We start from the raw sequence: 24013 nt of genomic DNA, 5'->3' as shown, positions 1-24013 counted from the left end.
CTCAGTGAGCCTCTTCCCAATTCCCTGCCGCCCGCGCCTCGACCACCAGCGGCACGCTCAGCGTCAGGGCGGGTGCCGGCGCCTCCTCCATCACCCGCGCGATCACCGGAATCGTCGCCTCGACCTCGTCGTCGGGCACCTCGAACACGAGTTCGTCGTGCACCTGCAGCAGCATCCGCGCGGTGAGCTTTTTTGCGTCGAGCGCCCCCTCCATCCGCGTCATGGCCCGGCGGATGATGTCGGCGGCGGTGCCCTGGATCGGCGCGTTGATGGCCTGACGCTCCACGCTCGCCCGCTCGGACGGGTTGTTGGAGCGGATCTGCGGGTAGTGGCAGACGCGCCCGAACAGGGTCGTCACGTAGCCCTTCTCGCGGCACGCGCGCTTGGTGGTGTCGATGTAGTCGCGGATGCCCGGAAACCGCTCAAAGTACTGCTTGATGAAGACCGAGGCCTCCTCGCGGCCGATGCCGAGGCGGTCGGCGAGCCCGAAGGCCGAGATGCCGTAGATGATGCCGAAATTGATGGTCTTGGCCCGCCGCCGCAGATCGCCGGTCATCTGGTCGAGCGGCACGCCGAACATGGCGGACGCCGTGGCCGCGTGGATGTCGAGCCCCTGCTCGAACGCCTCGCGCAGTTGCGGGATGTCGGCGATGTGGGCGAGCAGGCGCAGCTCGATCTGGCTGTAATCGGCCGAGATCAGCTTCTTGCCCTCGGGCGCGACGAAGGCGCGGCGGATACGCCGGCCCTCTTCCGTGCGGATCGGGATGTTCTGCAGGTTCGGGTCCGAGGAGGAGAGCCGGCCGGTCGTCGTGGCGGCCAGCGCGAAGGAGGTGTGGACCCGGTTGGTGCCGCGGTCGGCATGCTCCTGCAGCGAGTCGGTGTAGGTCGATTTCAGCTTGGAGAGCTGACGCCAGTTGAGGATCTTCTTCGGGAGGTCGTGGCCGGCCTGAGCCAGTTCTTCGAGTAGCGTCGCGGGCGTGGCCCACTGGCCCGACGGCGTCTTCTTGGCACCCGGCAGGCCCATCTTGCCGAACAGCACGTCGCCGATCTGCTTCGGCGAGGAGACCTGAAACCGCTCGCCCGCGTCCTCCTGAATCTCTTCTTCGAGCCGTGCCAGGATCTGCGAGAAATCGCCGGAGAGGCGGCTCAGCATGTTGCGGTCGATGACGATGCCCGCCCGCTCCATCCGCGCCAGCACCGGCACCAGCGGACGCTCCAGCGTCTCGTAGACGGTCACCCGGTGCTCGGCGGCGAGGCGGGGCTTCATCATCCGCCACAGGCGCAAGGTCACGTCGGCGTCCTCCGCCGCGTAGGCGGTCGCCTTGTCGATCGCCACGCGGTCGAAGGTGACCTTGTTGCGGCCGGTCCCGGCCACGTCGGCGAAGGTGATCGGCTGGTGGCCGAGATGGCGCCGGGCGAGTTCGTCCATGCCGTGCCCGCCCTTGCCGGCATCGAGCACGTAGGAGATCAGCATCGTGTCGTCGAAGGGCGTCACGTCGATGCCGTAGCGGTGCAGCACCGAGAGATCGTATTTCAGGTTCTGCCCGACCTTGAGCGTGCCGGCATCCTCCAGGAGCGGCTTCAGCAGCTTGAGGGCGATGTCGAAATCGATCTGGCCGGGCTGCTTGTCGGAGGCGCCCGCCCCCGCGCCGCCGTCGCCGAACAGATCGCCGCCCTTCACCTCGGGCTTGACGTGGGCAAGCGGGATGTAGGCCGCCCGCCCCGGCGCGGTGGCGAGCGAGACGCCGACGAGTCCGGCCTTGGCCGCATCGAGCGCGTCGGTCTCGGTATCGACCGCGATCACACCGGCCTCGTAGCTCTCGGCGATCCAGGCTTCGAGCTGCTCGACCGTGGAAATCGTCTCGTAGGCCGCCGTGTCGAACGGCTTGACGGCTTCCGCCGCGCGGGCGGCGACCAGCGTCGAGGGCGTCGGCTCGGAGGGCCCACGCTTCTTCGGTGCCTGATCCGGTAGGTCGAGATCGGCGAAGGGATCGGCCTCGCCGGCCTCGGGCGGAGCCTCGCCATCCGTCCGCTCGGGTGCGGCCTCGGTTTCGGGATCGACCGGCACCTCGTCGCCGAAGAACGGCACGGCATCGCTGCCGCCGGCCGCGTTGGTGTAGGCGTGGGGCTGCGCGCCCGGCAGCAGCGCCGGATCGGGCTTCACCGCCTCCGGATCGACGTGGAGCATCTGCGCGATGCGCCGCGTCAGGGTGTTGAACTCCATCGCCTTCAGGAAGCCGACGAGCTTTTGCGGATCGGGCTGCGGCACCCCGAGTTCGTCGAGCGGCACCGGCACCGGCACGTTCTCCTCGAGCGCCACGAGGCGGCGCGAGAGCTTGGCCTGATCGATGTTGGCGAGCAGCATTTCTCGGCGCTTGGGCTGCTTGATCTCAGCCGCCCGCTCCAAGAGCTGCTCCAGGCTGCCGTATTCCTTGATCAGCGCGGCGGCCGTCTTCAAGCCGATGCCGGGCACGCCCGGCACATTGTCCGAGGTGTCGCCGATCAGCGCCAGCGCGTCACCGATCTGCTCCGGCGCGAGGCCCTCCCACTTGGCGATGATCGCTTCTCGGTCGAGGTTGCGCTCGGGCCGATAGCCGGGTTTGCCCTTGGCGCCCGACTCGAAATCGTAGAACCGGATCTTGTCGGAGACGAGTTGCATCAGGTCCTTGTCGGAGGACACGATGATGACCTCGGCGCCGCGCGCCTCGGCCTGCCGCGCGTAGGTCGCGATCAGGTCGTCGGCCTCGTAGCGCACCAGCTCCACCGCGTGCAGACCGAAGGCGCGCACCGCGTCGCGCATCAGAGGCATCTGGCGCTTGAGATCGTCGGGCGCGTCCGGCCGATGCCCCTTGTAGTCGGGGAACAGCTCCTTGCGGAACGAGCCCTCGGACTTGTCGAAGACGATGCCGAGATGGGTCGGCTTCACGCCCGCCGCGCCGTCCTGAAGGAACTGAGCGATCTTGGTGCAGAACAGGCGCACCGCGCCGGTGGGCAGGCCGTCGGAGGGCCGGGTGTTGTACTTCTGGTCCTGGTTGATCGACTGGAAGTACGCACGGAAGATGAAGGACGAGCCGTCGACGAGGATCACGCGGTCGTCGGCGCCCACGGGCTTGTCCGGTTGCGGTTGCGTGTCAGCGGTCATCGGTCGAACAGCCATCGGCGAACGGGGACCCGGAGGCGGGCCGCGCCGATCCATAGAGCATTTTCGCCCGCTCAGGACATCGCCCGCATGTCGGGAAATGCCGCAGATCCCCCGCTTCTCCCCGGCCGGGGGTGTGCCGCGGCGTCGGATGGCTTCGGCCTGCCCCTGACGCCGATCGACAAACAGGCGGCTCCAGGGAAAATCACGAGACGGAGTGTCCGTGTGCGCCCCTGCACAAGCCGGATTCCCGACGGCGCAGATGCGGGAAACCCCTGCAAAGACGTGCCTTTTTCAAAGCGCACGATGTCGCTGCACGAAATTTCGCCCTTTATCCAGTTGTTTTGAAATATATCTATGCTGCGCTGCGACAAAATGTGCATTGTCTCAGAATGGATCGAACCCAGATCCTACTCATCGAAGACGGTCCATGGCTTGGACGAGGCTCAATACAGATGAGTCTCCGTGCAACGTCGCCTGCCGTAACGCATAGAGGTACGATCATGACGAACCGCACCAAGATCACCACCGCTCTCGCACTCGCTCTCGGCCTGGCCGCGACCCCGAGCTTCGCGCAGGGCCTTCCGTCCGACAGCGCCAGCTTCAACCGCGACGGCACTCTTAACGTCTGGGGTGCGCATATCGACCCCGTGCGCGAGCGTGGCGGCCTCATTGGCAGCGTTGGCAACGTGGTCGGCGGGACGCTCGGCGCAGCCGGGACCATTGTCGGTGGCACCGTGAATGCCGCGGGCAACGTGGTGGGTGGGACCGTCGGCGCAGCGGACGACATCGTGACCGGCTCGGTCCGCGGTCCGGCGGCCGGCTATTCCGCCTACTGAGCGTCTCCGGCGCACAGACGCCGTCAAAGGGAGCGGCGAGGCACAAGCCTCGCCGCTTTTCTTTTGCGTAATCCCATCCGCCCGCCGCCACGTCGACGGATGGGTCCACCACGGAGGGGAGAAAGAGCCGCCGGATCCGCCAGAGGGCGCCGAGCTGAAAGCGGGCGGCTTCGACTTCCTCTCCACGGAAAGGCCACACGCCCTTGGATGACGAACGAGGTGGTCGTCCTCCGGGTCAATGGCAGCAGTGCATTCAGCGTGAACTGCCTCACCCCCGCCGACGCCCCAAGCAAGGCGAAAAACTGAGGCCGAGGAGCCGCCTTCAGGCGGCGGCTCCCACCGTATCCGCCATGCGCGCGTCGCGGGTCCCCAACGGCTTTGGCTCGCCAACGGTGGTGTCCTTGGCGGTCTGGTGCTCAAGTTCGGCGTTAAGTTGAGCCCCGAGTAGCACGATCGTGGTCGAGAGCCAGATCCAGGTCATGAAGCCGATGGCGGCGCCGAGCGAGCCGTAGGTCTTGTCGTAGCTGCCGAAATTCGAGACGTACCACGAGAACAGCAGTGAGCCGGCCAGCCACAGGAACGCGGCACCAATCCCCCCGGGCGTCACCCAGCGCCAGCGCGGCGCGTCCCGGCTCGGCCCGTAGCGGTAGAGCACCGCGAGCATCAGGATCACCACGACGAAGAGGACCGGCCAGCGCAGCAGCGCGAGCCACCACGCGTCTCCCGACATCCCCAGGAACTGAATCGCTACAGGCACGGCGACGATGCCGGCAAGCGCGAGCACGATGAAGAGCAGCGCACCGGCGGTGAAGGCCAGCGAGACGAGATTGAGCTTGAAGAAGCCGCGCCGCTCACGCTCGTTGTAGACAAGGTTGAGCGCATCGAAGACGTGTTTCACGCCGCCATTGGCGCTCCAGACTGAGAGCGCAATGCCGATCAGTGCTGTGAGACCAAGCGCCGTGTCGCCTTTCTCCGTGAGCCGCTTCACCTGCTCCGAGACGATATCGACGCCGCCGGAGGGGAGAACGCCGCGCAACGCATCGATCTGCTGGTTGATGGTCGCGACGTCTGCGACGAGCCCGTAGACCGACACCAGTGCCGCGATGGCTGGGAAGATCGCGAGGAGCACGAAGAAGGTCACGCCAGCCGAGACCAGGGTCAGGCGATTCTCGCCGATATCGCGATAGGTCCGCTTGAGGACGTCCATCCAACCCGCGGCCGGCACCTCGGTCGGACGGTCGGCGGAACGGCCGCGATCGCGCTCGGTCTGCGCAACCCGGTGAGCGTCAGCGCCCTCATGCGAGGGCGATTCCTGTCGAGCCGAGTCCGGCGCCGCCTCACCGCTCGGCCGCGGCCGAGCGGCGACCGTGGACGAAGGAGACCTGCGCGGAAGAGCGACGACCCCGAGGAGGGCCGCTGCGAGCGCCATCGTCCAGAGGGCCGGATAGCGGGAGGCGCCGGCTGAGCCCGCAGCGGCGTCGGGAACGGCACGGTCGGTTGTAGGCATCGAAAGATCGGCTCCGTCCGCCGCAGGATCAGCGGCGCTGTTCAGCAACCCTTTGGCCCGACTTCGGGTTCACACCGATGTGAGGTTCTCAGCCTCCAGCGTATTCGAGCCGAGCTCCCCTAAAAAGTCCACATTCGCGCCAAGTTTTCGCCGGAACTGTTAAGATCCGGCTCAGTTTACAGCGCATCGGTCGAACGCGACCACCTCGCTTCAGGAGCCGTCGATGCCCTCGACTTCGCCCCGCTCCGGACGTCGCTTCGCGCTCGTCCTGGCTTCGTCCGCTCTCGTTTTCTCCACCGCTGCCGGCGTACATGCCCAGGAGGGTGGTCTCGGCGGCCTGTTCCAGCAGCTCTTCGCCCCGCAGCAGGCGGCGCCTGCTCCGTCACCGGCAGCCCCCGTCTACGGCAGCGGTGAGGTCAACGAGCGCTATCGCTGGCGCCGCCACCGCGGCACGGCGGAGCGGAGCCGACCGAAGATGCGCTACGCGGCCTTGCCGAAGGTGCGTTACGCGGCCTTGCCCAAGGATGAGGGCGGCGGAATCAGCGGCAAGCAGCCAGTCGATGCAAAGGCGATCGCCGCCAATCCGACAGCGGCACTCTTGCGCGACGAAACTCTTCGTCCCGGTGACATCGTGGTCATGCCGAGCGGCCCGAAGGTCTTCATGGGGCGCGAGGATCGCGGGCGCGGCGCGAAGGCCGCGCGTCACCGGATGAGCGATTTCGAGGATGTGAAGCACTCGCGCACGATCGATGTGAAGACACGCCGCAAGTTAATGGCGATGATGCTGCCGCAGGGCGCCATGCCGGCCGATGAGGCCCGAAAGGTACTCGCCAAGGCCCGCCGTCTCGCGCCGCAGGAAACGATCGAGCCGCTCGACCAGCAGGCCCGCGCCGAGACAGGTCCGTCTCTCGCCCGCGTCATCAGCCCGTGGCAGACTGCCCGATAAGTCTCACGGCAAGCGAGAATCCGGCCACGTCGCTGATAGATTGCCGGGGCAACAGGAGCCCAGACGCACCTGCCTGATCACGATGCTCCCGATCACTGCAGAAGTTCGACCGTGCGCGTGAGTTGCAATCAACGCGGCAGTCACGTCGACAAAAAATGCAGACTTCACAGACACATTTTGCGGACCGTTCAATCCGCAGCGCGTCTACCGCTATGTCGACGAGAGATGTAAGATGGTGGAGCCTAACGGGATCGAACCGATGACCTCTTCCATGCCATGGAAGCGCTCTCCCAGCTGAGCTAAGGCCCCATCATTTTTGCCGTGACCGTTTCCAGTCTCTGGCATCGCCGGCGGCGCTGAGTGCGTCGGCGATGGGCGGTTCTATAAGCGGAGGATCGACGGGACTCAACCCCTTTTTTGGAGGCTTGGCCGAATTTTTGAGCCGTCTCTCAATCCGAGGGTTCTCGCGATCTCAGGATCGGTCCGCGCAAAGTGCTCCGGCTCAGGCGGAGGTCGATGAAGCCGCATGGGGGACGGAGCTTGAATGCGCCCAGCGCCGCCCGGTCTCCGTCACTGCTGTGCCCGAACCACGTAGCGCTCCATCAGCAATCCGATGGTGAGACTGCCGAAAACCCAGCCGCAGAGATCGACGTAATCGATCTGGACAGGGATCGTCGGATCATGCCCCAAACGAACCCGCTCGACGATCTGCACAATCGGATTCCATATTATATATTGCTGAATTTTACCAGCGATGCAACATACTACGAGATATATACTGCTGTTTTTGATATAAAATCAAATTGGATAATACATACTTGAGAGAACGCCTATTGAAATAGAACAGATCCTCACAGCGATCGTCCCGACACCAGCTCGCCCCTAGTCGCGACGAAATCGAGGACGAGTCAGGAAACGCCGCGGCGTCCGGCCTCGTCCGAGTGCGACGCAATGCGGTAGAAGGCGGCGAGCACCAGAAGGAAGACGACGAGGCCGAGCCACGGCCCTGCCCCGCCCAGCGCATCCGCCGCGAAGGCGAGCGAGGCGCTGCGGCCGCTCAGCGTGTCGGCGGCCGCGAGCAGCACGCCGACGACGCTCTCGCCGACAAGGAAGCCCGAGGCCAGCAGAACACCGCGTCGGCGCCCACCTGCCCGCTCCGCCTCGCCGGCTCCGTGGAGGCGGCGCGCAGCGAGCCAGCCGACGACACCGCCGAAGGCAATTGTCACGACCACCTCCAGAGGCAGGTACATGCCGATCCCGACGGTGAGCGCGGGGAAGGAGCGACCGCTCCGGCGCAGACGTGTCTCCAGTGCGACGAGCAGCGCTCCGAGGCCGGCGCCCGTGGCCACCATCGACCAGGGCAACTCGCCGCGCACGATACCGCCGGCGATCTGGGTCATTAGGGCCGCCTGCGGCGCCGGCAGGGCGGAGGCCTCGTCCATGCCCTCGCGTGGCAGGGCGCCGACGAAGCCGTAGGCGTTGTAGAGGAGGTCGAGGAGCGGGGCGATCACGAGAGCGCCGACCCCGACGCCGGCCGCCAGCGCCACCTGCTGCCGCCAGGGGGTGGCATCGACGAGCTGGCCCGTCTTGAGATCCTGAAGGTTGTCGTTGGCGATCGAGGCGGTGGTAACGACGATGGCTGACAGCAGGAGGACGGCGGCAACGACGAAGCGCTCCCCCTCCGGCCCGGCGGCGCGTCCGAGCAGCAGCGGCAGCAACAGGGCCGCGAGCAGCGTCGTCAGGATACCGATGCCGGAGATTGGACTGGAGGACGAGCCGAGCAGGCCGGCGAGATAGCCGCAGGCCGCCGCCATCAGGAAGCCGAAGCCGACCGTGAACAGGGTTGCGAAGGCGATCAACGCGAAACGCATGCCCCCGAGTTCGGCACCTGTGCTGAAATGGAAGAAGAGCCATGCGAGCGGCAGCGCGAGCAGGAGCGAGGCGCTCGCGACCCAGGTGATCGGCAGGTCACGCTCCTGGCGGGGCAGTTGGCGCAGGGCGTGGCCGCCCCCTCGTGCGGCACGGAACGCGGAGCGGATGCTGCCCAGGATCGAGCGGCCGAGGGAAGCGACAGTCCAGATCGCACCGACGGCGATGATGCCGGCACCGATGAGGCGCACCTTCTCCGACCACACCGTCCGCGCTGCCGCCTCCGCACCTGCGGGGCCAGCGCCATCGCCGAAGGCGGTGAGCAGCGGCACCGCGATGCCCCAGGCCAGGGCCACGCCGGCGAGCAGAGCGAGGCAGGCACCGAGCCCGACGAGATAGCCGACCCCAACGAGCGCGGGGGAGAATCCGGTAGCGAAACGGAACAGGGCCGGCCCCGCGGCAAGCGTGGTGTGGAGGCCGTCCGCGAGGAGACGCAAGCCGGTGGTGGCGAGACCGATCAGCCCGCCCGCACCGGCCGCCCCGAGCAGGATGCGCAGGCCGCCACGGTCGCCCGCCTCGCCGGCATGCAGCACTTCGGCCGCGGCGGTTCCCTCGGGATAGGGAAGCCCGGCGCCCATCACCAGCGCGCGGCGCAGAGGGATCGAGTAGACGAGCCCGATCAGACCGCCGACGAGGCAGACGGCAGTGGTCTGCCAGAAGGGGAACCCGTGCCAGTGGCCGATCAGCACGAGGCCCGGCAAGACGAGGATGACGTTGCACAGGGTGCCCGCCGCCGACCCTTGAGTCTGGACGATGTTGTTCTCGAGGATGCCGGACCCACCGAAAAGGCGCAGCAAGCCCATCGAGAGCATCGCCGCGGGGATCGACGTCGAGAAGGTCACGCCCGTCTTCAGCCCCATATAGAGGTTGGCGGTCATGAACACGACCGTGATCACCGCTCCGAGGAGAAGCCCTCGCAGGGTAATCTCGGCAATGTGACGGGAACCGTCCTGGCTGGCCTCGCCAAGCGGTGAGGAGCGTTCGTCGGATCGTGCATCCACGGGCAGGCGTCTCCGGTGCTGCCCCGCGGTTCGGGACGTCGACACCGTTCGGGAACCCGATGGCCCCCTCGTCTGATCCCCCGTCGCACCTTAGCTGCTGCCAAGCCCGGTCGCCGAGGCGCCGGCGCGATCCCGCGGTCTTCACCCGCATCGAAGAGAGAACGATAGATGACCCGACCCGTGCGTCATGAGATTCCACCGCGCTCGGGGGCTGCCTTCACCCTCGACCGCGGCCAGCGTCTCACGGTGATCGACCCTCGGGGCGAGCAGGTGGCCGACCTTGTCGCCTTCCGCCGGGACGACCTCGACGAGGTCATTTCCTCGGGCCGCACCATCGACTACGCCTCGCGCATCTTCCTGACGACGGGCGACCCGATCTACTCCAACCGCTCCAACGTTCTCCTGCGCATCGTCGAGGACACGGTGGGCCGCCACGACTTCCTGCTCACGCCCTGCTCGGCCGACACCTTCCGGATCATCTACGGCGACGAACATCCGCACCGGGGCTGCTTCGGCAACCTCGCCGCAGCACTGGCACCCTACGGCATCGTGCCGGACCGCATTCCGGTCGCCTTCAACGTGTTCATGCACGTCACCGTCGATGGAGCGAGTGGAGAGATCGCGGTGCGCCCGCCGCTCAGCCGGGCTGGCGACCGGGTGAGCTTCGTGGCGGAGACCGATCTCGTCATCGGCCTGACCGCCTGCTCGGCGCTGCAATCGAACAACTTCTCCTTCAAACCGATCCACTACGAGATCGAGTCTTGATGGCTTCCGAGAAGATATTTTCGCAAGCCGACTAGAATCTGCGCCACGATGCCGCGCTGATCAAGTGGATCCGCAGATGAACCCCTGCCCCTAGCCCAATCGTTATCCCCAGGCCCCGCGGAACAATGGTTCGAGGCCGAGGTTCCTCGCGCAGTTCACCTTCTGCAAGGGCCGGCGGACTGCGCGGCGGCCGCCTTACCTATCTCGCTTTGCACCGAACCGGGCCGGCAGGCTTGGTCGCGACGTTCGCTTGCCCGCTTCATACGAGGTGTCATGCTGCTGCCTACCGACGACACCGGTCATCCGCTCGCCGAGCGCTTCCGGCACTTCATCCGCCAACAGCCTTTCCCCTGCGTCGGCGCCAAATCCGCTCTGTCCCGCGGCCAGCTCAAGGTTTTGGTCGCCCGCGACATCACCTCCGATACCGACGATGCGCGGATCTACCCGGCGCTCCTCGCTTTCATCTGCCGCTACCGGGCGCGCCGCGACCAGTTTCAGAGCTTCGCCGTGGTGTTCGAAGAATCCCCCCGCCTCACGGAAGAAGCGTTCGAGGCCGCGCTGTGGAAGCGGATGCAGTCCTTGTCCGACCGTGACAGCGGGCTGGGTCATGCCCAGGACCCGCGGGTCTCGGCGGATCCGGACGACCCGCATTTCTCGATGAGCCTGGGTGGCGAAGGCTTCTTCATCGTCGGCCTGCATCCCGGCGCGAGCCGCAAGGCGCGTCGCTTCGATCACCCCGTGCTGGTGTTCAACCTGCACGACCAATTCGACCGGCTGCGGGCCGAAGGTCGTTACGACCGGCTGCGCGATTCGATCGTCGAGCGGGACGTCGCCTGGACCGGCTCGGTCAATCCAATGCTCGCCCAGCACGGCGAGCGCTCTGCGGCCCGGCAGTTCAGCGGGCGGGCGGTGCCCGACGATTGGGTCTGCCCCTACCGGCGCCGGGAGGGGGCGACGCAGTGGGATGCACAGCAGGTCGCGGCGGATCTGCGCTCGGGCGCCTTCGTCGCCGGACAGATGGAGGGCTGAGAATGACCATGGCCGATGTTCTGACTCGCCCTACCCCTCAGCCTGAGACCGGCACCCGCGAAGAGAACCGCGAGGAGGCGCTTCTCGCCTTCGCCCGCGCGGTGCGTGAGAGCGGGTACCGCTTCACCACGGTGACCCCCGCCACACATGCCCGTGTCAATGCCCGGCCCGAGAACGCCGTCGCGCGGTCTTTGCGCGACGTGCTGGGCTGGAGCCGTCCGTTCCGCGAGGGCTTGATCCCGACGGAGCTGACCAACCTGATGGAGCAGGCGGGCGTGCTCGATCGCACGGAGGGCTCGGACGGCTCCCTCATGAAGGCGCGCGTGCGGCTGTCGAGCCTGGACGGCGAGCTGTTCCTGCACGCGGCCTATCCGCCGCTCGCTGCGGATTCCGTGTTCTTCGGTCCCGACACCATGCGCTTCGCGGAAGCTGTCCTCGCCCATCTCGAAGAGCGCGCCCGCACCGGGCAACCGGCGCCGCGGCGGGTCGCCGATATCGGATGCGGGTCGGGGGCAGCAGGTATCCTCGTCGCCAAGCGGGCACCGGAAGCCGAGGTCGTCCTCGTCGACATCAATCCCGCCGCTTTGCGCGCGGCGCGCCACAATGCGCGGCTCGCGGGCGTGCAGAACGCGCATCCCGTCCACAGCGACATGCTGACCGGCGTGGAGGGTTCGTTCGACCTCATCGTGTCCAACCCGCCGTTCATGGTGGATGCCGGCGGCCGGGCTTACCGGCACGGCGGCGGACCGCTCGGTGCCGGGCTGTCGCTGCGCGTCGTCGAGGCTGCGACTGAGCGGCTGGCACCGGGCGGCTCTCTCGTCCTGTTCACGGGCTCGGCCATCGTCGAGGGTGATGACGGCTTCCGGGCCGAAGCGGGGGCGATCTGTGAGCGGGCTGGGCTCGACTGGTCCTACCGCGAGTTCGATCCGGACGAGTACGGCGAGGAGCTCGACGATCCGGGTTACGCGGCGGCCGAACGCATCGCACTCGTCATTCTCACCGCCACACGCCCGGCCGAAGCGCGATGAGCGCGGTCATCGAGGAGTCCAACGAGCGCGCCGAGTTCCTGCGTGAGGCGCTCGCTGGCCTCTCGGGTGAACCGAAGACCCTGCCCGGGAAGTACCTATGGGATGAGATCGGCTCCGACCTGTTCGACCGGATCTGCGATCACCCCGATTACTACCCGACGAAGCGCGAGATGGCGCTTCTGCCCCGCGTCGCGGACGAGGTCGCCGCGCTCGTCGGCCCGGGGGTCAGCGTCGTGGAGTTCGGCAGCGGTGCGAGCCGGAAGATCCGCACCCTGCTCGATGCCCTGGAGGCACCCGCCGCCTTTCTCGGCCTGGACATTTCCGGTGCCTATCTCGAAGCGGCGATCCGGCGGCTCGCGCCGGATTATCCGGGCGTAGCGATGACACCCGTCTGCGCTGACTACTCGAAGCCCGTGCACCTGCCGCCGGGGGCGGCGGCACCGCCGATCCTCGGCTTCTTTCCCGGCACCAGCATCGGCAACTTCACGCCGGAGCAGGCGGGCGGCTTCCTCGCACGGGCGCGGGAGACGCTGGGTCCGAGCCACTTCCTGGTGGGCGCCGACCCGACTAGCGACCCGGCCCGCCTGCGCCGCGCCTACGGAGAGTCGGGCGGCCTGATGGCGGCTCTGCACCTCAATCTCGTCGACCGGATGAACCGGGAGCTGGGCAGCGACTTCGATCGCGGCAATTTCCGCCACGAGGCACGGCTCGCCGACAGGCCGTTCCGGGTCGAGGCACATCTCGTAGCGATCCGGGCCGCCTCCTATCGGCTCGGTGACCGGACGATCCACTTCGCCGCCGGCGAGAGCATCCGCACCGACACCTCCCACAAATACGCGCCCGATGCCTTTCGGGCGCTCGCGATGGCGCAGGGCTGGGAACCGATCAGCCTTTGGGTCGACGACGACAGCGGTTTCAGCCTGCACCTGTTCCAGGCGCGATAGAGCAATGTCCCGACAAGGGGCCGCCGGCTTTCGAATCAACGACGGTGCGCAAACAAGAGGCCAGCGCATCGTCCTGGATCCGATTTCCGGGAAATGGCGTCAGGCAGCTTCGCTCAGGTGCGGACCGGCATGCCGCAGACAGCGAAACCACGGCCCGCTCGGGGTCCGCATACGGCGTTGCACCAACGCCGCGCTCAGGCTTGGAATCACGCCGGCCAAAAATTTGGGACGCTCAGTCAATTCGTCCGGGCGGTCTGCCGTTAGCCTCTTGGGCAAATTAGCCAAACGGCACCGTGACAAATGACCATGTTTGGAAAAGAGATCGTCCAGTACGGCCTGCCCCTGAGGGGGCGGCACGAGGCCTGGATCTATCGGCGCTCGACGCGCCTCGTGCCGCTGTTGCTTCGCGCGAAGGCGAAGGCCGGACGGACGGCTGCCGGAATCGTAAAGCCCGGTGACAACGACAATTTGGCTGGGCAGGCAGCCCCGAACATGCACGGGCAGCGTGACTGGGAGCCATCGCTCGTCGCGAAGTGAGGCTTGGGCTCCGCCTCACCCATGTTTCCCCTCTCAGCGAGGCGCGTCAGCGCTGCGTCCTGCGCGCTTTGGCCCAGGACGCAAACAGATAGCCGACGCCGCTCACCCCCAAGATGCCGGCGATAATGCCGAGCCAGATCAGTCCGCCTTCCATGTCGTCCTCCGCTCATGCCTGAACGGAGAACGCGAAGGCAGGCTGTCGTTTCAGTTTCTCTGTCGGGCCCGCAATCGAGCAATCCTGCCCTGGCCGAAGCCGTCGCGGGACTTACAGCCCTTCGCGACCGGGGGAACTTGACGCCGATCGGGTCAATCCCGCGCAAGGAGTATATTCGGTGCTATCGCGGGAACGATAGCCGCCGCTGCGCTAAGTCACTGATTTGTATGGTGGGCGGTGAGGGACTCGAACCCCCGACCCTCTCCGTGTAAAGGAGACGCTCTACCAACTGAGCTAACCGCCCGAACCGGCGCAGCGTTACGGAAGCGGACGCGGCTGCGCAAGTCCGGCCCTGTGCTGAGCCCTCTCCCGCCGACGAAAAAAGCCCCCGAAGCAAGGCTCCGGGGGCTTCGTCATCAGGAGGCCTATCGGATCAGTGGGCGATGACCGCCGCGCCGTCCTCATCCCGCTTCGGCGTCTTGGCCGGGAGCGGCTCGTCCCACTCGATGGGCTCGGGCTGGCGCACGAGGGCGTGCTGCAGCACCTGATCCATCCGCGAGACGGGGATGATCTCCAAACCGTTCTTCACGCTGTCGGGCACCTCGGCGATGTCCTTGGCGTTTTCCTCCGGGATCATCACCGTCTTGATGCCCCCGCGGAGCGCCGCGAGCAGCTTCTCCTTCAGACCGCCGATCGGCAGAACGCGACCGCGCAGGGTCACCTCGCCAGTCATCGCCACATCGCGGCGCACCGGGATGCCGGTGAGCGTCGAGATGATTGCGGTGGCCATGGCGATACCGGCCGACGGACCGTCCTTCGGGGTCGCCCCCTCGGGAACGTGGACGTGGATGTCCCGACGCTCGAACAGTGGCGGCTCGATGCCGAAATCGATTGCCCGCGAGCGGACGTAAGACGCCGCCGCCGAGATCGACTCCTTCATCACGTCGCGCAGGTTGCCCGTGACCGTCATCTTACCCTTGCCGGGCATCATGACGCCCTCGATCGTCAGCAACTCGCCGCCGACCTCGGTCCAAGCCAGACCCGTGACCACGCCGACCTGATCGTCCGCGTCGATCTCGCCGTAGCGGAACTTCGGCGGGCCGAGGAATTCCGGCAACGTCTCGGGGTTGGCTTCGACCTGCTTCACCTTGGTGATCAGGATCTCCTTCACCGCCTTACGGATCAGGTTGGAGATCTCGCGCTCCAGGTTCCGGACGCCCGCCTCCCGCGTGTAGCGGCGGATGAGCATCATCAGGCCGTCGTCCGTGATCGACCACTCGTTCGTTGCGAGGCCGTGCTTCTTGACGGCCTCGGGGATCAGGTGGCGCCGAGCGATCTGGAGCTTCTCCTCCTCGGTGTAGCCGGCGATACGGATCACCTCCATGCGGTCCATGAGCGGGCCGGGGATGTTGAGCGTGTTCGCGGTCGTCACGAACATCACGTTCGACAGGTCGTAATCGACTTCGAGGTAATGGTCGTTGAAGGTCGCGTTCTGCTCCGGATCCAGAACCTCGAGGAGCGCCGCCGACGGATCGCCGCGGAAATCCATGCCCATCTTGTCGATCTCGTCGAGCAGGATGAGCGGGTTCGAGGTCTTGGCCTTGCGCATCGACTGGACGATCTTGCCGGGCATCGAGCCGATATAGGTCCGGCGGTGACCGCGGATCTCGGCCTCGTCACGCACGCCGCCGAGCGACATCCGGACGAACTCGCGGCCCGTGGCCTTGGCGATCGACTTGCCGAGCGAGGTCTTGCCAACGCCGGGCGGGCCGACGAGGCAGAGGATCGGGCCGGTGAGCTTGTTCGCCCGCTGTTGCACGGCGAGGTACTCGACGATCCGGTCCTTGACCTTATCGAGGCCGAAGTGATCCGAGTCGAGGATCTGTTGAGCGCCCAACAGATCCTTCTTGATCTTCGAACGCTTGCCCCACGGGATGCCGAGCATCCAGTCGAGGTAGTTGCGTACGACCGTCGCCTCGGCCGACATCGGCGACATCTGACGCAGCTTCTTCAGCTCGGCGGTGGCCTTCTCGCGGGCCTCCTTCGTCAGCTTGGTCTTCTCGATCTTCTCCTCGAGCTCGGCCAGCTCGTCGCGGCCGTCTTCGGAATCGCCGAGCTCCTTCTGGATCGCCTTCATCTGCTCGTTGAGGTAGTACTCGCGCTGGGTCTTCTCCATCTGCCGCTTGACGCGGGTCCGGATGCGCTTCTCCACCTGCAGCACGGAGATCTCGCTCTCCATCAGCGACAGCACACGCTCGAGGCGCTGCGCCACCGTGGGGATCTCAAGGATCGCCTGCTTGTCGGCGATCTTGACCGCGAGGTGCGAGCCGACGGTGTCGGCGAGCTTGGAGGGCTCCTCGATCTGCGTGACGGCGGAGACGACCTCGGGCGAGATCTTCTTGTTGAGCTTCACATAGTTCTCGAACTCGGAGATCACCGAGCGGGCGAGCGCCTCAGCCTCGACGCGGTCGCCGAGATCGTCGGCGAGGGTCAGGGCCTGCGCCTCGTAATATTCGTCCGAACGCACGAAGGCCTCGATCTGCGCGCGACCGGCGCCCTCGACCAACACCTTGACGGTGCCGTCGGGCAGCTTGAGGAGTTGCAGCACGGAGGCGAGCGTGCCGATCGTGTAGATGGCATCGGTGGACGGATCGTCGTCGCTGGCGTTGATCTGCGTCGCGAGCAGGATGTGCCGGTCCGAGCGCACCGCCTCCTCAAGCGCACGGATCGACTTCTCGCGACCCACGAACAGGGGCACGATCATGTGCGGGAACACGACGATGTCGCGCAGCGGCAGGACGGCGTAGGAGCCCGTCGAACCGGGAACAACCGGCTGGCGCGATTTCGACTGGGTCATGGGGTCTTCCCTTATGTGTTGACGCCGGGCATTCGCTCCTCAACGAGAGCAAGCATCCTGCCAGGTGCCGACCGGGCCGCGAAGGGTCGGGAGCGGATAATCAGTTTGCGGCTGGTGGCGCAGGCCCGAACCTTTCGGGGGAGTGAAGCGTAGGGTCCTGCGTTGAGCCTGAAGTGGTCGTTGCGGGGGACGCTTTCAAGCGTGGGGCTCCCCCGGAACAAAAAAGGACCGCCGGCTCAAAACCGGGCGGCCCTCAATGGTCGCCGGTCAGGCGCTGACGCTGGCCGGTGCGTCCTTGTTGCGGTCGCCGTGAATGAAGAGCGGCCGCGATTTGCCCTCGACCACCTCCGGGCCGATGACCACCTGCTCGACCGAGTCGAGACCCGGCAGGTCGTACATCGTGTCGAGGAGGATGGTCTCCAGGATCGACCGCAGGCCGCGGGCGCCGGTCTTGCGCTCGATCGCCTTGCGGGCGACGAGGCTGAGCGCCTCGTCCTGGAAGGTCAGCTCGACGTTCTCCATCTCGAACAGCCGCTGGTACTGCTTGACCAGAGCGTTCTTCGGCTCCTGCAGGATCTTCTTGAGGGCTTCCTCGTCGAGATCCTCCAGCGTCGCCAGAACCGGCAGACGGCCGACGAATTCCGGGATCAGGCCGAACTTGAGCAGATCCTCGGGCTCCACCGAGCGGAAGACCTCGCCGGTCCGGCGGTCGTCGGGCGCCTGCACGCTCGCGCCGAAGCCGATCGAGGTACCCTTGCCGCGCTGGGAGATGATGCGCTCCAGCCCGGCGAAGGCGCCGCCGCAGATGAACAGGATGTTCGTCGTGTCGACCTGCAGGAACTCCTGCTGCGGGTGCTTGCGGCCGCCCTGCGGGGGCACGGAGGCAACGGTGCCCTCCATGATCTTCAGGAGCGCCTGCTGCACGCCCTCGCCCGAGACGTCACGGGTGATCGAGGGGTTGTCCGACTTGCGGGAGATCTTGTCGATCTCGTCGATGTAGACGATGCCGCGCTGCGCCCGCTCGACGTTGTAGTCGGAGGCCTGGAGCAGCTTGAGGATGATGTTCTCGACGTCCTCGCCGACATAGCCGGCCTCGGTCAGCGTCGTCGCGTCCGCCATGGTGAAGGGCACGTCGAGGATCCGGGCGAGCGTCTGCGCGAGCAGCGTCTTGCCCGAGCCCGTCGGCCCGATCAGCATGATGTTGGACTTGGCGAGCTCGACGTCGTTGTGCTTCGTCGCGTGGGCGAGCCGCTTGTAGTGGTTGTGCACGGCCACGGAGAGAACCTTCTTGGCGAAGTCCTGCCCGATGACGTAGTCGTCGAGGACCCGCCGGATCTCCTTCGGGGTCGGCACCCCATCGCGCGACTTCACCAGCGAGGACTTCGATTCCTCGCGGATGATGTCCATGCACAGCTCGACGCACTCGTCGCAGATGAACACCGTCGGGCCCGCAATGAGCTTGCGAACCTCGTGCTGGCTCTTGCCGCAGAACGAGCAGTACAGCGTGCTCTTCGAGTCGTTGCCGCCTGTCTTGCTCATATCGGTCTCCGGTTCGCAGGCGCGGCCCCAGCCAGGAGGGCACGCGCGTCGATCATACGATGTAAGCGCATCCGCCTAAAGAAACAGTCACACAGGGCGGATGCGTCGGGATTGAGGCGCCCGAATCCCGATGCAATCATGCAGCCGGCTCGGGATCAACCGGGCAGCGCGCCGGGACGGGCGCCCAAAAGACGCATGACCCGACATGGTCGGGCGAGCGTGCCCCGGGCGCCTCGGGTTCCCCGGTCGCCGTCAGGCGGCCGCCGGTTCGGGGCGCTTGTGCAGGATGTCGTCGATGAGGCCGAACTCCTTGGCCGCGTCGGCGGTCATGAAGTTGTCGCGCTCGAGCGCCTGATGGATCGTCTCGTAGTCGCGGCCCGTGTGCTTCACGTAGATCTCGTTCAGGCGCTTCTTGAGCGCCTCGATCTCGCGGGCATGGATCAGGATGTCGGTGGCCTGGCCCTGGAAGCCGCCGGAGGGCTGGTGCACCATGATCCGGGCGTTCGGCAGGGCGAAGCGGTGTCCGGCCTCACCGGCGGCCAGCAGCAGCGAGCCCATCGAGGCGGCCTGGCCGACGCAGAGCGTCGTGACGGGGCAACGGATGAACTGCATCGTGTCGTAGATCGACAGGCCCGAGGTCACCACGCCGCCGGGCGAGTTGATGTAGAAGGAGATTTCCTTCTTCGGGTTCTCGGCCTCCAGGAACAGGAGCTGGGCGACGATCAGCGACGCGCCCTGGTCCTCGACGGGGCCGGTGAGGAAGATGATCCGCTCGCGCAGGAGCCTAGAATAGATGTCGAAGGCGCGCTCGCCGCGGCTCGACTGCTCAACCACCATGGGCACGAGCGAGTTGTGGAAGTAGGCGACCGGATCTTTCATTTCAGCCCTCGGCTCCGGAGTCCGGCCCCGGAGCGAATCGCCCGAGGCCGGATGGTTACAGCGAACATGGCGAGCGTTAATGCCGCCTGATCTCTCTCAAGATCGCCGCCCGCCGCGGAGCCGGTGGGTCGGCGATCAGCCGGCAGCCTTGTCGGCCGCCGCCTCGTTGCTGGACTCGCTCGGCTTCTCGTCCGTCGCGGCCGCGCCGGTCACGGCGTCGGCCTCGTCGTCTTCGGCGAAGAGCGCCTCCTTGGAGACGGGTTCCTCGACGACCTGGATCTGACCGAGGACATGGTCAACGACCTTCTCCTCGAACAGCGGCGCGCGAAGCTCGGCGAGCGCCTGCGGATTGTTGCGGTAGAAGTCGTAGACCTGCTTCTCCTGACCCGGGAACTGCCGGATCCGGGCGAACAGGGCCTGATTGACCTCATCGTCCGAGACCTTGATATCGGCGGTCTCGCCGACTTGCGCAAGCACCAGCCCGAGGCGAACGCGCCGCTCGGCGATCTTGCGGTACTCCGCCTGCGAGGCCTCCTCGGTGGTGCCCTCGTCCTCGAAGGTCTTGCCGCGGTTCTTCAGGTCCTGCTCGACCTGCGCCCACACGGCGGCGAACTCCTGGTGGACGAGGCTCGGGGGCAGGTCGAAGGCGTACTTGCCGTCGAGCGCGTCGAGCAGCTCCTTCTTGAGCTTGCGCCGGGACTGCGCCTCGTAATCGGCGCCGACGGCCTTGGAGACAGCCTCCTTCAGCTTCTCCAGGTCGTCCATGCCGAAGCGCTTGGCGAGCTCGTCGTCGATCTTGGTCTCGCCGGGGGCGGCGACCGCCTTCACGGTCACGTCGAACTCGGCGTCCTTTCCGGCGAGCTGCTCAGCCTGGTAGTCGGCCGGGAAGGCGACCTTCACGAGGCGGCTGTCGCCGACCTTGGCGCCGACGAGTTGGTCCTCGAAGCCGGGAATGAAGGTGTTGGAGCCGAGCTCCAGATCGACATCCTCACCCTTGCCGCCCTCGAACTCGGTGCCGTCGATGCGGCCGACGAAGTCGATGGTGACGCGGTCGCCGGATTGCGCCTCGGCGCCCTCCTCGCGGGGCTCGAAGGAGCGGCTGTCCTTGGCCATGCGCTCGAGCGTCTCGTTGATCTCCTCGTCGGAGGGCTTGAGCACGAGCTTCTTGATCGAGACGTCGGAGAGGTCGGCGAGCTCGAAGCTCGGCAGCACCTCGAGCTTCACCTTGAAGGCGAGGTCGCCCTTGGCATCGAGCGCGCGCTCGATGATGTTCTGCTCCTCGTCCTTCGGGAACTCGATCTGCGGCTCGAGAGCGAGGCGAAGGCCCTTGTCGGCCACGATCTGCTGGTTCGCCTCGTTGACGGCGTTCTGCAGCACATCGGCCATCACCGACTTGCCATAGACCTTGCGGAGATGCGCGACCGGCACCTTGCCGGGGCGGAAGCCCTTGATCTGGACCTTGCCCTTGATGTTCGAGAGCTCGGTGTTGAGGCGATCCTCAAGCTCAGTCGCGGGGAGGAGCACCTGAAACTCGCGCTTCAGCCCCTCGGAGGTCGTCTCGGTCACCTGCATCGTCGTTCGTCCGCTGTGTTCTGAAAACTGCAATCTCGTCTTCGCGTGCCGCTGCGCCATGGGAGAGGCCCCGGCGGGAACCGATTCGGTCCCTCCGCCGACCCCATACGGACTTGGTGCGGGCGGAGGGGCTCGAACCCCCACGTCTTGCGACACTGGAACCTAAATCCAGCGCGTCTACCAGTTCCGCCACGCCCGCGAGCGCCATCGACACGAGCCCGGGGACCGGGCCGTCGAAGCCGGCGTCTATAGCACGCGCACCCGTGGCCGCAGCAAAAAACTTCTGGGAGGGTTTGTGCGGTGGCGGGGCGGGCGGCGCCTGTCTACAAGGCCTGCCCGACCCAGTGACGACGCGAGGCGCCATGCGAAAGCCCGACCCGATGGCCCAGCCCGAGCCGGGATCGTTTTCGCGGCGCGACCTGCTCGCCGGCAGCGCTGCCCTCGCCCTGACGCCGTGCGCCGCCGCGGCCCAAGCACCCGCCGAGAAAGCCGGGGCTGCTGAGCCGAAATCCCTCAAGGCGGCGCCGGCCAAGCTTCGCTTGAAGCCCGAGCCCGAGCCCGAAACGGCGGTGTGGCGCCTCGGCGAGGCGGCGTCGCCGATCCTGCGGATCAAGCTCGGCGACCCGGTACGGCTGCGCGTCGAGAACGGGACCGACAAGCCGCTCTCCCTGCACTGGCACGGGGTACGCAACCGCAACGCCATGGACGGCGTCGGCGGGGTCACGCAGGAGCCGATCAAGCCGGGCGACAGCTTCACCTACGACTTCACACCGCCCGATTCCGGCACGTTCCTGATCCGGCCGCTCGTGATCGGCGGGTCGAGCGAGCCGTCGGGCCGCGGCCTCACCGGCATGCTGATCGTGGAGGAGCCCTCCCCGCCCGCGGTCGATCAGGATCTCGCGCTGCTGCTGCAGGATTGGCGCCTCGATGAGGCCGGCGCACTCCAGCCGTTCGGGCAGGTTGCCTTCGCTGCCGCGGCGGGGCGGCTGGGGAGCGTGGTCACTCTCAACGGAAAGCCGATTCCCCTCAAGCTCGAGGCTCGGCCCGGCAGCCGCCTGCGCCTGCGGCTGGCCAATGCTTGCAACGCGCGCGGCCTGCGCATCCGCTTCGACGGGTTGAAGGCCTATGTCGCGGCGGTGGACGGACAGCCGACCGACACCTTCGAGCCGCTGAAAGCGACCCTGCCGCTCGCGCCGGGCACGCGCTACGACCTTCTCCTCGACCTTCCCGCCCAGGCGGGACCGGCCGGCGCGATCACTGCGCTGATCGGTCAGGGCCTGCCGCTGGCAACCCTGACCGCCTCCGGCGAACCGGTGGCGCCGAGCGGGCGCGCGGCGATCGGCTCGCTGCCCGAGAACAAGCGCCTGCCGAGCGAGATCCGCCTGCAGAGCGCCCTGCGCCGTGACCTCGTGCTGGCGGGTGGCGTGCGGCCCGACAAGAGCAAGCCCGGCGCCGAGACGCCTTACACCGGCGATCCGGCCAAGGTCTGGCAGGTCAACGGTGCGAGTGGGGCGGCGGGTGGGTCTCCCCTATTCTCGGTCAAGCGCGGAGGGGTCGTGGTGCTGGCGATCCGCAACGACACCGGCTTCATCCAGAGCCTGCACCTGCACGGCCATGTCTTCCGCCTGCTGCACCAGCTCGATGACGGCTGGGAGCCCTACTGGCTCGACACCGTCCAGATTCCGGAAGGGCGCAGCGCCCAGATCGCCTTTGTCGCCGACAACCCGGGCCGTTGGCTCCTGAGCGCGACCGTGCTGGAGCGGTTCGACACGGGGCTGTGGACGAGCTTCGACGTCACCTGACGGCGGCGCGCCGTCCTCCGGCGGGTGGCTCCGTCGAAATCGCGATTTCAAGGCTCAGTGCAGGCGAGCGCGCCGTACTGCCTCGCTGAGCCGGCCGCATTGGCGGCGTGCGTGTCGCGATCGCCGACCCACATCGTGAATTCAGCGCGGTTGCGAGTGTCGGCCGGGCGGTGAAGCGCGGCGTCGCCGCTCAGCGAGGCCGGATCCGATCAAGCCCGCAGGGCTCCTCGACACCCGGTCATGCACGTTCGTGCGATGGCACAGGATCGGGTCCTCAAGCGATCGGCGTCGGCCGCCCTCCCCTTTCGAAAAATCGAAGCCGCCGCCTTCGATCGAGCGGATCACGTCGTTCGGCACGAGCGGCTTGTGGGCCACCGCCTCGAGGGTGTGGACGGACCGGCCCGCGACGGCACTCAGGTTCAGCGCGCCGCCGGCCGCCCCGAGGATGGAGGTAGGCAGCGGCAGTCCGGCATCGACGTTCGATGCGATGGACCTTTGCGCGTCGGCAACGTATTGCGCTGCACGATGGAGCGGACGGCGACACGGATGCTGACGGTGGGGCTCGCGGCGCTCGGCGCCGCCGTGCCACCCGCCGATGCGGGCAGCGCACGGGCGCAAGAAGCCGGGCAAGAAGCCGGGACCGCCGCCGGAGCCACCGAGACGAGCCGGGAGGCGCAGGATGGGTCCGAGGCGCGCGCCTTGATCGAAACGCTGAGCGCCCGCTTGCTCGCAGCGCCGAGCGCCACCGCCGTTCTGGAAGCGTGGTGCGCCGAGCGTCGACTCAGCGCCGATCCGCGGATCCTTGCCGTGCGCGTTCCAGGTCCGGACAAACCCGCCGGGGCAGCGCGGCGCGAACGGCTCGCTGTAGGGCCGGACGAGCCCGTGCGCTACCGCCGTGTGCGACTCACCTGCGGCGCCCATGTCCTGTCGGAAGCCGACAACTGGTACGTCCCCAGCCGCTTGACGCCCGCGATGAACGCGGCCCTGGACGATACGCAGGCTCCCTTCGGCCACGTCGTGCGCCCGCTGGGTCCGAGCCGGCGCAATCGGTCGATGACGATGCTGTGGCGGCCCGAATCCGGTGGCCTGCCAGGACCCAGGGAGCCACTGTTCTCCGTCGAGGCGGTACTGACGGCCGGCGGCGTGCCGTTCTGCGAGGTTGCCGAAACCTATACCGGTGCGGTGCTCATCCAGGGCGATCGCTGATCGGGACGATTCGGTCTGCTCCGTCATTGCGAGCGTGAGCGAACCGATCCAGGAGCATGCCTTTTCCGGAGACGGCGGCGCCCTGGATCGCTTCGGCTTCGCCTCACCGTGAGAGAGCACGCTCCGATCAAGCCCGACCGGAGTCGGCGCGGCTGAGCGATCAAAAATCCTGATCGGGCCGGCGACCTTCGCGGGCGAGGCGCAGCAGGTTCTGGCCGTACTTGGTCTTGGCGAACAACTCGCCCCGCGCCTGGAGCTGCTCGCGGCCGATGAAGCCCTGCAGGTAGGCGATCTCCTCCAGGCAGGCGACCTGTAGCCCCTGCCGGTGCTGCAGCACCCG

Annotated in this window: 17 protein-coding genes, 3 tRNA genes and 1 pseudogene; 9 read left to right on the top strand and 12 right to left on the bottom strand. The window is 67.0% G+C overall.

The annotated features are described in order from the left end of the window. Position 1 precedes the first annotated feature (1 nt). A complete protein-coding gene (gene polA, locus FHU13_RS00105; protein WP_183433837.1) occupies positions 2 to 3142 on the bottom strand; it encodes a DNA polymerase I in 3141 nt (1046 codons plus the stop codon). Between the two features lie 500 nt (positions 3143 to 3642). Between polA and FHU13_RS00100 the strand changes: the two genes are divergently transcribed. Further along, positions 3643 to 3978, top strand: a complete 336-nt coding sequence (locus FHU13_RS00100; protein WP_183433836.1) for a hypothetical protein — start codon at positions 3643 to 3645, stop codon at positions 3976 to 3978. A 322-nt stretch (positions 3979 to 4300) separates the two neighbouring features. On the opposite strand, the gene FHU13_RS00095 is transcribed toward FHU13_RS00100, so the two are convergent. Further along, on the bottom strand, positions 4301 to 5485 hold the full coding sequence (locus FHU13_RS00095) for a YihY/virulence factor BrkB family protein (RefSeq protein ID WP_183433835.1): 1185 nt from the start codon (positions 5483 to 5485) through the stop codon (positions 4301 to 4303). 223 nt (positions 5486 to 5708) lie between these two features. On the opposite strand from FHU13_RS00095, the gene FHU13_RS00090 reads away from it, so the two are divergent. Continuing rightward, a complete protein-coding gene (locus FHU13_RS00090; protein WP_183433834.1) occupies positions 5709 to 6431 on the top strand; it encodes a hypothetical protein in 723 nt (240 codons plus the stop codon). A gap of 233 nt (positions 6432 to 6664) precedes the next feature. Here FHU13_RS00090 and FHU13_RS00085 read toward each other — a convergent pair. The 3 genes from FHU13_RS00085 to FHU13_RS00075 all read right to left on the bottom strand — a co-directional run bounded on the left by FHU13_RS00085 (position 6665) and on the right by FHU13_RS00075 (position 9361). Beyond that, positions 6665 to 6740, bottom strand: a tRNA-Ala gene (locus FHU13_RS00085). A gap of 261 nt (positions 6741 to 7001) precedes the next feature. Further along, positions 7002 to 7145 carry a hypothetical protein gene (locus tag FHU13_RS00080; RefSeq protein ID WP_183433833.1) on the bottom strand — a complete coding sequence of 48 codons (144 nt, stop codon included), beginning with the start codon at positions 7143 to 7145 and terminating at the stop codon, positions 7002 to 7004. A 194-nt stretch (positions 7146 to 7339) separates the two neighbouring features. Next, a complete protein-coding gene (locus FHU13_RS00075) occupies positions 7340 to 9361 on the bottom strand; it encodes an OPT family oligopeptide transporter (RefSeq protein WP_183433832.1) in 2022 nt (673 codons plus the stop codon). 168 nt (positions 9362 to 9529) lie between these two features. On the opposite strand from FHU13_RS00075, the gene FHU13_RS00070 reads away from it, so the two are divergent. From FHU13_RS00070 to FHU13_RS00050, 5 genes are all read left to right on the top strand, one after another. Then, positions 9530 to 10126 carry a DUF1989 domain-containing protein gene (locus FHU13_RS00070; RefSeq protein ID WP_183433831.1) on the top strand — a complete coding sequence of 199 codons (597 nt, stop codon included), beginning with the start codon at positions 9530 to 9532 and terminating at the stop codon, positions 10124 to 10126. Between the two features lie 273 nt (positions 10127 to 10399). Then, positions 10400 to 11155 (top strand): guanitoxin biosynthesis heme-dependent pre-guanitoxin N-hydroxylase GntA, encoded by a 756-nt coding sequence (gene gntA, locus FHU13_RS00065; protein ID WP_183433830.1) that lies wholly within the window; start codon positions 10400 to 10402, stop codon positions 11153 to 11155. 2 nt (positions 11156 to 11157) lie between these two features. After that, positions 11158 to 12183, top strand: a complete 1026-nt coding sequence (locus FHU13_RS00060; protein WP_183433829.1) for a class I SAM-dependent methyltransferase — start codon at positions 11158 to 11160, stop codon at positions 12181 to 12183. Then, positions 12180 to 13127, top strand: a complete 948-nt coding sequence (egtD, locus tag FHU13_RS00055; protein ID WP_183433828.1) for an L-histidine N(alpha)-methyltransferase — start codon at positions 12180 to 12182, stop codon at positions 13125 to 13127. Before FHU13_RS00060 ends, egtD begins: the two co-directional genes overlap by 4 nt. A 306-nt stretch (positions 13128 to 13433) precedes the next feature. Then, entirely contained in the window at positions 13434 to 13664 is a 231-nt protein-coding gene (locus tag FHU13_RS00050) for a hypothetical protein (protein WP_246714428.1), read from the top strand. Positions 13665 to 14046: 382 nt separating this feature from the next. Here FHU13_RS00050 and FHU13_RS00045 read toward each other — a convergent pair. From FHU13_RS00045 to FHU13_RS00020, 6 genes are all read right to left on the bottom strand, one after another. After that, positions 14047 to 14122 (bottom strand) — tRNA-Val (locus FHU13_RS00045). Positions 14123 to 14251: 129 nt separating this feature from the next. After that, positions 14252 to 16675, bottom strand: coding sequence for an endopeptidase La (gene lon / locus FHU13_RS00040; protein ID WP_183433826.1), 2424 nt, complete (start codon positions 16673 to 16675; stop codon positions 14252 to 14254). Between the two features lie 267 nt (positions 16676 to 16942). Next, a complete protein-coding gene (gene clpX / locus FHU13_RS00035; protein ID WP_183433825.1) occupies positions 16943 to 18214 on the bottom strand; it encodes an ATP-dependent Clp protease ATP-binding subunit ClpX in 1272 nt (423 codons plus the stop codon). A gap of 252 nt (positions 18215 to 18466) precedes the next feature. Next, positions 18467 to 19093 (bottom strand): ATP-dependent Clp protease proteolytic subunit, encoded by a 627-nt coding sequence (locus FHU13_RS00030; RefSeq protein ID WP_183433824.1) that lies wholly within the window; start codon positions 19091 to 19093, stop codon positions 18467 to 18469. Positions 19094 to 19228: 135 nt separating this feature from the next. Next, positions 19229 to 20665, bottom strand: coding sequence for a trigger factor (tig, locus tag FHU13_RS00025; protein WP_183433823.1), 1437 nt, complete (start codon positions 20663 to 20665; stop codon positions 19229 to 19231). A gap of 114 nt (positions 20666 to 20779) precedes the next feature. Further along, positions 20780 to 20864 (bottom strand) — tRNA-Leu (locus tag FHU13_RS00020). 163 nt (positions 20865 to 21027) lie between these two features. On the opposite strand from FHU13_RS00020, the gene FHU13_RS00015 reads away from it, so the two are divergent. Together FHU13_RS00015 and FHU13_RS00010 are read left to right on the top strand one after the other, a co-directional pair. Then, positions 21028 to 22467, top strand: coding sequence for a multicopper oxidase family protein (locus FHU13_RS00015; RefSeq protein ID WP_183433822.1), 1440 nt, complete (start codon positions 21028 to 21030; stop codon positions 22465 to 22467). Between the two features lie 525 nt (positions 22468 to 22992). Continuing rightward, positions 22993 to 23673, top strand: coding sequence for a hypothetical protein (locus FHU13_RS00010; RefSeq protein WP_183434280.1), 681 nt, complete (start codon positions 22993 to 22995; stop codon positions 23671 to 23673). A 160-nt stretch (positions 23674 to 23833) separates the two neighbouring features. Here the strand turns inward: FHU13_RS00010 and FHU13_RS00005 are convergent. Then, positions 23834 to 24013, bottom strand: a pseudogene (locus FHU13_RS00005) (glucose-1-phosphate thymidylyltransferase); the annotation flags it as partial.

The organism is Methylobacterium sp. R2-1 (assembly GCF_014191355.1).
Taxonomy (GTDB): Bacteria; Pseudomonadota; Alphaproteobacteria; order Rhizobiales; family Beijerinckiaceae; genus Methylobacterium.
The sequence above is the reverse complement of the archived record's forward strand: the minus strand, read 5'-3'. Positions and strand labels throughout refer to the sequence as shown.